Annotated in this window: 10 protein-coding genes; 5 read left to right on the top strand and 5 right to left on the bottom strand. The window is 43.9% G+C overall.

The features are described 5' to 3' along the window. The 3 genes from QUA99_RS17390 to QUA99_RS17380 form a co-directional block, all read left to right on the top strand. On the top strand, nucleotides 1–239 hold a 239-nt coding region (locus QUA99_RS17390), incomplete at its 5' end, for a hypothetical protein (RefSeq protein ID WP_333238958.1). 180 nt (nucleotides 240–419) lie between these two features. Beyond that, nucleotides 420–839 (top strand): element excision factor XisH family protein, encoded by a 420-nt coding sequence (locus tag QUA99_RS17385; protein WP_333238956.1) that lies wholly within the window; start codon nucleotides 420–422, stop codon nucleotides 837–839. Next, nucleotides 827–1,198 (top strand): XisI protein, encoded by a 372-nt coding sequence (locus tag QUA99_RS17380; protein ID WP_333238954.1) that lies wholly within the window; start codon nucleotides 827–829, stop codon nucleotides 1,196–1,198. Before QUA99_RS17385 ends, QUA99_RS17380 begins: the two co-directional genes overlap by 13 nt. A gap of 115 nt (nucleotides 1,199–1,313) precedes the next feature. On the opposite strand, the gene QUA99_RS17375 is transcribed toward QUA99_RS17380, so the two are convergent. Beyond that, entirely contained in the window at nucleotides 1,314–3,356 is a 2,043-nt protein-coding gene (locus QUA99_RS17375; protein ID WP_333238952.1) for a PA14 domain-containing protein, read from the bottom strand. 416 nt (nucleotides 3,357–3,772) lie between these two features. Between QUA99_RS17375 and QUA99_RS17370 the strand changes: the two genes are divergently transcribed. Together QUA99_RS17370 and QUA99_RS17365 are read left to right on the top strand one after the other, a co-directional pair. Further along, nucleotides 3,773–4,276, top strand: a complete 504-nt coding sequence (locus tag QUA99_RS17370) for a DNA-binding response regulator (RefSeq protein ID WP_333238950.1) — start codon at nucleotides 3,773–3,775, stop codon at nucleotides 4,274–4,276. 170 nt (nucleotides 4,277–4,446) lie between these two features. Then, a complete protein-coding gene (locus QUA99_RS17365) occupies nucleotides 4,447–6,234 on the top strand; it encodes a cellulose-binding protein (protein WP_333238948.1) in 1,788 nt (595 codons plus the stop codon). Between the two features lie 17 nt (nucleotides 6,235–6,251). On the opposite strand, the gene QUA99_RS17360 is transcribed toward QUA99_RS17365, so the two are convergent. The 4 genes from QUA99_RS17360 to msrA all read right to left on the bottom strand — a co-directional run bounded on the left by QUA99_RS17360 (nucleotide 6,252) and on the right by msrA (nucleotide 8,454). After that, on the bottom strand, nucleotides 6,252–6,833 hold the full coding sequence (locus QUA99_RS17360) for a DUF948 domain-containing protein (RefSeq protein WP_333238946.1): 582 nt from the start codon (nucleotides 6,831–6,833) through the stop codon (nucleotides 6,252–6,254). A gap of 37 nt (nucleotides 6,834–6,870) precedes the next feature. Then, nucleotides 6,871–7,212, bottom strand: a complete 342-nt coding sequence (locus QUA99_RS17355; protein WP_333238944.1) for a YtxH domain-containing protein — start codon at nucleotides 7,210–7,212, stop codon at nucleotides 6,871–6,873. A 121-nt stretch (nucleotides 7,213–7,333) separates the two neighbouring features. Next, the gene (locus QUA99_RS17350) at nucleotides 7,334–7,639 is read right to left on the bottom strand and encodes a hypothetical protein (RefSeq protein ID WP_333238942.1); all 306 of its coding nucleotides are present in this window, start codon (nucleotides 7,637–7,639) and stop codon (nucleotides 7,334–7,336) included. 161 nt (nucleotides 7,640–7,800) lie between these two features. Then, nucleotides 7,801–8,454 carry a peptide-methionine (S)-S-oxide reductase MsrA gene (gene msrA, locus QUA99_RS17345; RefSeq protein WP_333238940.1) on the bottom strand — a complete coding sequence of 218 codons (654 nt, stop codon included), beginning with the start codon at nucleotides 8,452–8,454 and terminating at the stop codon, nucleotides 7,801–7,803. Nucleotides 8,455–8,625 lie beyond the last annotated feature (171 nt).

Here is an 8,625-nt window from a genome sequence, read left to right as displayed (position 1 = left end):
GCTTTATATTCTACCATGCTGTGCCTATGATTGTGAACCTTCTTTTTTGCTGTTACCCCGATTTATTGAGCGGATACGAATTTGAGTTACTTCTATTAACAGCAGGCTACGGTAAAATTGGTACGGCTCCGGCTCAAGGAAATCGCATGAAAGTGTGGTGGACTCATTCTACTTTTAGACGCATCGAAGCTATTTACAGTGCTGATGGAATAGTTGCTATTACTGCTTATCACGTTTAGATTTGTAGTTAACAACAACCAGAAGTTTTTATTGCTTATCGAGCTTTGACAAGTCCTCATAGATGCCGACAAACTGGCTTACGCAAGCTAAAGATTCATCTTTCGGGTCATTGGTAGTAATGTCGGTAATTTATTTGCTATACTTAAAGCATCGTCCTAGAGCGTTTAAAAGGAGCAACAGTGTCAGCAAAAGATTACTATCATCCAGTTGTGAAACAGGCACTTGTTAAAGCTGGCTGGAAAGTTACTCATGACCCGTTGTTCTTGAAATGGGCAAAGCGAAAACTATTTGTAGATATCGGAGCAGAAAAACTGATTGGCGCTGAAAAGAATCAGTCTAAGATAGCTGTTGAAGTTAAAAGTTTTATCAGTGACTCTAAAATTTTAGATTTAGAGAAGGCTTTGGGACAATACATTCTTTATCAGAAAATTTTAGAACAAACTGAACCGGAAAGAACGCTCTATCTTGCCATACCTGCGATGTCTTTTGAGGAGCTTTTTATTGAAGATAAGTTTGCCGATATTTTATTGGTCGATAATCATTTGAAGTTGATTGTTTTTAATCCACAAATAGAGGAGATTGTTAAATGGATACCCTAGTAGATTGCCGCCAGATTGTTAAAGGGATTCTCAATGAATACTCAGGGTTTTTTGCTTCTGAAATTGAGGTACAAAGTCAAGTAATTTTTGATTTAGAAAACGATCGGTATATGTTACTATCAATGGGATGGTTTCAGGGGAGAAGAATTCACGATTGTGTTATACACATGGATATTATCGACGGTCAAGTTTGGATTCAAGCCAATAATACCGATCGCTCGATCGCTGAAGAGTTAGTAGCGGCGGGTATTCCTCCTAAGTTAATTGTTTTAGGACTTCAACCGCCTGAAGTAAGAGCTCATACAGCTTATGGCGTACCAAATTCAATACACTCTCAAGAATTATTGCAAGTGGGTTAAATTTGCAGGAAAAGAGCGATCGCCCTTTGAGATTCGGCATGGGAAAGGCGATCGCCATTTTTGTTATTTGGGGAAAAGGGCGATCGCTTTACTAAGCAAACAAAAACTCAAACAATTAGTACCAGTTAATACTTGGACTGCGGTTGACTCCGTAGCCAAGGTATTCCAGTTTTTTGTTCATACCCTCAGTGATCTTCATGTCCTGCCCACCCTGAGCGGGAAGTCGTAAATCCATTAAGCTGTCTCCTGCTGTATCGTATAGGCTTGGATCACCATTCGCTTCAGGATTCGCTTCATTCAAACCTAGTGTATGACCTATTTCGTGCATTGTTAGAAGAATTAGATGATTTTTGGAATATCCGTTGATGTGAGCACTGTTAAAATTAATCCGATTGTGTCCATCAATATTGGGATTGGTAGTCCAATCCCAACGTGTTTTTGGTGGTTCTTGGTCTGCTGGATATGTTTCGGCTCCAATCCACCGGGCCAAATTTCCACCTCCCATGCTTGTTGAACCTTGAGTGATAGCAATCTTTAAAACTCCACTCGGTACTTTGTCTTTGGTAATAACACTCTCCCAATTTTGTGCTGCTTGCTCAAAAATGTTTCTTTGCGATTGAGTGAAGCCTCCGTAGGGATAGACGAGTTGGATATCAAGCTTCGGATTGCCCCTCTTCTCCCAACTCACTTTAGCTAAAGCAGCACCAGTCAACTCCTTGTACTCAACTTTAACAGTGTGTTGTCCAGCAGTCATATTACGGACTACATTGTAATCAACGGCATTGCGACCACTCCAAGTATCATGAATTAAATTACCATCAACCCATACTCTCATTCCATCATCCACACTTTGTTTGAAAGTGTAGTCACCTGCCTGAAAATCAAAAGAACCAGTCCAACGAGCCGAGAAGTTATCATTATTCACTCCATTGCCAGGCCCACCACTACCCCAGTTATAATTGAGGGAATTTGAACTTTCATAACGGCTGAAGACAGGAGTGCCTGCTAAGTAATTATTGTTAAAATATTCAGCCTTCCAGTTGTTGACAGGAACTTGAGTTTGTTGTGTTGTGAGCGTGACTCTAGCCTGACCATTATTCAGCCATTCGAGAGTTCCCTTCTCAAAACTTTGTCGCCAATTGCCAACATAAGATTCTTCACTGGTAGGCAAGCCTAACTGACTATCTTGACCTCTTAAACTATTGAGGTAATAATTGCCCAGACTACCGCGAACAGAGAAAGTACCCTGGGCTGAGTGAAATATTGCACCGTTTTGGAAGTTTTGTCGCCATTTACTAGATACAAATTGGAATTCATTACCCGTAGCTCTACCCAACTGACTAGCTATAGCTGGATTTCTGTTGTAAAAAGAACCAATGCTACCTTGGATCGGAAATGAACTCAACTGCTTCTCTACTAGATATTGGTGTCCATCGATCGCAACAGTCGCAGTATCGTCCTCACTCTTCAACGCCTGAATTTCACCCTGACTCAACTCCTTCCCCTTAACAACCGCCCCAAAAATCGCCCCCTCATCCCCCAGTGAATCCGTAACATTCAACCGCGCATCAACAGAATGCCCTACCTCTTCCCGCAACACATCCGCAACCGCGGCCGAATTCGCGGCATTCTCAGCCAAAAATTCCTTCGATAAATAAATCGTATCCGTCGCTGCAGCAAAAGCCCCATTCGCCCCGCCAATCTCAGCAGACGAGACAACCTTCACCGGCGGGATATCACTAAAATCTCCCTTAAACCATGCTTCAGCTAAGGCTTTCGCAGTCGCAGCATCCCAGTTTTCCCCAAAAGCCACATTCATCTTTGTCACGAAATCAGGCTCAGCGGCAAACTTACTCAGATCCTCATATACCTCTGACATCGCCTGACCGGTGAGCAAATCGACAGAGCTATCCTGTAAACTGGTGTTGAACTCGGTTGTCAGCGCGCTAGCCATCAGAGTCGGCGAAGCGTCAGGCAAAATGATATTGTCGTAGGCGTTTGGCGTTAAAGTCGGGATATTAACTTCTTGACCGACACCCCCCGTTATGGTGCGGTTAGCATCTAATTTTGGGAGAATTCCTGGAGTCGCTTCTAGGCTGGCATTCCAAGGTGCGATCGCATTTTCGTTATTAAATTCAGGCGTGAAAAAATTAGACACGTTATTCTCCCGTGTTGATTAGAGACAAGTGCATAAACTTGCCCTGTGTTTGCTTAGATTAAATAAACTGTTTGTTGTAAAAGCCGATCGGCCGATCGCGCTAATCCACCCTTAGCTCGGACGAACCGCAACAGTAGCCGTACTTCTCAAGCTCTATTTATCTATCAGGCTGAGTCCGCAAGTTTTATGCAAAATACTGCTTTTTTGTTACAAAACTTTACTTAGCGTTGTCTGCCTTTTGCAAATACTAGCTTTGACGTTAGTTGAAGCGATCGCCCCTCCCCGTTTATCTAAGTATTTACACTTACCTATTTAGTCGTTAGTATAATACTACACTAGCTACCGCTACCAAGCAACTAACAAACGCTAGCAATTTTTGTTATGCTATCGTTAGCCACATCTCACCACGCCCGAAAATGGCCTCAAAAGAAGACTTATTTGCCGAAGCCGCCAAACACTGGGACTTAGAAAGGCTGTACCAAGCTTTTGCAGAAGCTAAACGGCAAATTTCTCCCCGATCGCGCAGGGGACTAACAGAAACAGAAAAACTTTACCTGCGAGGATTGCTTTCCGGCTGCAGTCCCGCCGAAATCGCCCGCCAACTGTTTCAGAGTTCCAAAAGTGCAGAGGTTTATTTATGTAAAACTTTATACCAATATGTTAAAAAACTCGCCGATGTACCTAACGAACCTGTAGGAAATTGGCGCAATATTTGCGATCGGCTACAGGAAGCCGGATATAAAACTCAGTCTTCTCCTGAATTTAAAATAAATAATTCTGTACCTACAGAAGCATTAATAAAGATAGTTAATATAGGTTGGCTGGAGCAAAGTACAATATCAATGGATATCAACATCCAATTAACATTCCCCTCAACTTCAGAAACTCCGAAAACAGAAGATTTGGATAAAAACGGTTAGAGGGGCGATCGCACTTGGGGACAGAAAGGGCGATCGCCCCTCCACTGAGAGGCCACAATGTTAATAATCTTATAGCTGATTGTTTGAGCAGGAACTTTTTGATAAGATATCAAAATTAAAACTGTCTTACCGCTCCGATTTTACCTAAAACAATAAAATCAGTCAAATTTATGTCTCGATTAAGTATCAGATCGAAAAATAAAGCTTTGGGCTTTGTCATTGGTTTATTAATTTTTGTCATTTTCATTCCCGGATGTTGGGCTTTAACAACTAATATTCCTCCAACAGCAGCACGGCAAGCAGATAACAAAGTAGCTGTGCGTGCAGATGTACAAAATACGTCAAATTCTAGCTCTTCTTTAGGAGTTGGGCTTCAGGGTATTTCTGACTCGTCAACACAACTACCCTTTTTAGATGCTTTCAAATCTTCTCGACAATGGATAACTCAATGCGTCAGCGGACAACCAAACTGTCAAGGTGAATGGGATACAGAAGAGTATAATCTTTTAAACCTTGATGAAAATGGGTGGGTGAAGTCTCTCCCATCTCCCGAAGATGCTCCTAAATATACTAGGGTAAGTACCCTATTACTTAGGGAAATCCCCAATTTCTATCCTTCAGGGCAATATATTGTTACTTATGAGGGTGAAGGTGCGATCGAATATAGCTTTGATTCCAAAAAAGATGAGGCTGCGTCGAAACCAGGGAGGGATATCATTAATGTCGATGCCACACAAGGCGGAGGCATAATGATTACAATTACTGCTACCGATCCCAAGAAAACAGGGAACTATATCCGCAATATTAAAGTTGTTCGTTCCCAAGATGAACAGCTTTATCAAAGCGGTGAAATATTTAATCCGCTGTTTATAGAAAAGATTAAAAAATTTAGAGTTTTGCGTTTTATGGATTGGATGGGGACAAATGGTTCGGAACAAAAAGACTGGTCAAACCGACCTAAACCAGAGAGCGTATCCTATGCTTACAGAGGAAATGTTCCCATAGAAGTTATGGTGAATTTAACTAACAAAGTTCAAGCAGAACCCTGGTTTAATATGCCGCATCAGGCTACTGATGAATATATGACTAACTTTGCTAACAGGGTAAAAGATAGTGTAGATCCAAAGCTGAAAGTTTATGTAGAGTATTCTAATGAGGTTTGGAATTGGTCATTTCCACAATCGCATTATGCTTTGGAACAAGGTAAAGCGAAGTGGGGAGATAAAGGCGATGCTTTTATGCAATGGTACGGAATGCGTACTGCTCAAATGTGCAATATCTGGAAAGGTGTTTTTGAGGATCAAAAGAATCGAGTTGTCTGCGTGTTAGGAACTCAAAGAGGCTGGAGAGATTTAGAAACTCATGCTTTAGAGTGTTCCTATTGGGTAGCTGAGGGCAATAAACCTTGTTATCAACACGGCATTGATGCCGTAGCCATAGCTGGATATTTTAGCGGCAACTTGGGCGGGAAAGAAAGTGTCAGCACAGTAGAGTCTTGGTTGAAGGACGCAGATGGCGGGTTTGGGAAAGCTTTTAAGCAATTAAGAGAGGGCGGGTTGCTTCCTGGCTTTAAAGATAGTTTGCCAGATGTTGATAATGACTTTAGGTATTTCTTAGATGTGGCTCAAAAAAAAGGTCTCAAGTTATTTGTTTACGAGGGCGGTCAACATATTGTAGGTACTGAAGGAGTGGAGAATAACGAAAAACTGACTGAGTTTTTTATGGCATTAAATAGGCGTCCAGAAATGTATGATATGTACACTCAATTACTGAATAGTTGGAAACAAGCTGGAGGCAGTCTTTTCATGCACTTTGTGGACGTGGGTGGATTTAGTAAGTGGGGAAGTTGGGGCGCTTTGGAATATGTGGAACAAAAGGGTTCGCCTAAGTATGATGCTTTGATGGATTTTATTGATAAAAATCCTTGCTGGTGGGATGGGTGTGCTGTGGAGGGATGATGAGGAATTGGGTGGAATCAAGAATCGTTCGATCGCACTTCCTCGAACTCTTCCGCATCCCCCGGCAAGCCCGAACCCTCGCTACTCCTCAACCTGGGCGATTCCCCATTACTCGCACCCGCACCGTAAACCCCAGAATACCTATCCTCCAAACCCGAATCCCTCAGCGAAAGCGCACTTCTTTGACTCGGCGACAATCTATCTGTCGAACGGCGATTTGTCCCAGACACTGGCGGCTTCCGAGTTAAAGTTTTCCAAGCAGCCTTAATCCCAGTCACCACGCTGCGAGTAGTTACCTGCACGTTTTGCGCCTGCTTTTTGGCGCTACCAATACTTCGATCGACCTGTTTGACAACCTCGCCCGCACTTTGTACTCCCTCGCTGACATCATCCGTCAACTCGCTAATTTCCAGCCCCGTCAACCGAATCGCCTCCAAAGTGGGCGGAAACTCGCGAGAAAGCGTGTCAGCGAGCTTTTCCACGCTGCGGGCCGCCCGGGCCAGCGCTTGCACCGCAGGTATTAAAGTCACTAAAACAGCAGTCAGGCTAACTGCCACTAGCAAAATCGAAAGTCCTAGCCAAAATATGGGATCGCTCACTTGAATCTGGGATTGGGGGTTGAGAATTTCATGCCATTTAACGGATGGGAGGGCGCGACGGGGGGCTCACTTCAGGTTCAGTTTCCGACAGGGTTTGGCGTTCCCGCTGAGTCGCTTCCAAACCTGCCGCGATCGCCTCTTTGAGTCTAATCAAAGTTTCGTCCCAATTTCGGATGGCAGTTTCAGAAAGTCGATCGGCCTGCAACTGCACGCTAGTCGATAAATCTTCCGCCAACTCCGGCAAAGCATCGGCCGATTTTTTCAATATCTGCCGCGTCTCCTTGCCCGTTCGCGGTGCCATCAGCAACCCAGTCACGGCCCCGATCGCAGAACCGACAAGCAAACCGCCAATAAATAATCCTGAACGTTTAGTTGACATTTTTATAACTTCTCTCCATACACCAATTTTAGGCAAGTTTGCCCGATCGCAGCCCTTTACAAAGGTAGAAATATTGTTGAAAATCCTACGGAGTTAGCACGGGCGGCAGTTTTAGGATAGCTTACCTCAAAGGTCGAGCGCGCCTGGACCAAAGCATCCGTCCCAAACCCAGCAATCCCAAAAGTTGCTGAACCTGTTGCAGTTGCATTTCTAGTTGTTGATAGCGCAGTCGCAGTTGGTGGGTACCTTGCTGCCTGTTAGCAAAGAAATCCGGCGACATACCTAGGACATTGCTGCTACAGCGTTCGATTGCGGCGATCCGAATTTCCAAACGTGCGATCGTCCGCCTAATTTTCCACACTTTCGCAGCGATATAAAAGCAAACCAGAGATATTAGTAGATTGATAATTACAACAGCACTCAACATTTAATACCTGTTTTAAACTACTAACACATTCAGCTTTTTGTGGCTGCCTAGAAGCCCTCTTGTGTAGGGACACAACAATGTTGTGTCCTCATCCATTTTGTAGGGACACAACATTGTTGTGTCCCGCTCTATGTGTCCCTATCCGTAAGCTGGCTCAAGTTTTAAGCCTGAGACATAGCAGGCAAACAAACCTTAGTACCCCCCAAACCGCAATAACCGTTCGGGTTTTTAGCAAGATACTGCTGGTGATAGCTTTCTGCGTAATAAAACTCAGGAGCCTCAATAATCTCAGTGGTAATCTTCCCGTAACCGGCCGCCGTCAAAGCCTGCTGGTAAGCATCGCGCGAAGCTTCAGCTTGCTGCATTTGGGTAGCTGAATACGTGTAAATTCCCGATCGGTACTGAGTACCAGAATCATTGCCCTGACGCATTCCTTGAGTAGGATTGTGACTTTCCCAAAAAACTTTGAGCAGCGTTTCGTAACTAATTACTTTCGGATCGAACACAACCAGAACAACTTCATTGTGTCCCGTCATCCCGCTGCAAACTTCGTTGTAAGTAGGATTCGGAGTAATCCCGGCTGCGTAGCCAACAGCCGTCGAAAAAACTCCATTTTGCTGCCAAAATTTCCGTTCTGCTCCCCAAAAACAGCCCAGGCCAAACAAGGCCGTCTCCATACCGTTTGGAAAGGGAGGTTTGAGCGGATTGCCGTTAACAAAGTGACTTGCCGGTACCGGCATCGACTCTGCCCGTCCCGGTAATGCCTCTTGGGGAGAGGGCAGGCTCGACTTTTTGCCAAATCCAAATAGCACCATAAGTTTGTGAGGGGGATCTCTAATAAACGTCTTTACCTTACTTAATAATATCAGATCTACACTAAAATAGTCGCCGTCTTGAAGGTAGAAGGTAAAAGCCAAAAGGCAGATTTTTTTTACGGAAGGTTTTTAGTGATACTGCTCACTGCCAACGCAGTTTGCAATCACATT

It is taken from the genome of Microcoleus sp. F10-B2, assembly GCF_036704965.1.
Taxonomy (GTDB): domain Bacteria; phylum Cyanobacteriota; class Cyanobacteriia; order Cyanobacteriales; family Microcoleaceae; genus Microcoleus.
This window is presented reverse-complemented; position numbering and strand designations above follow the sequence as displayed.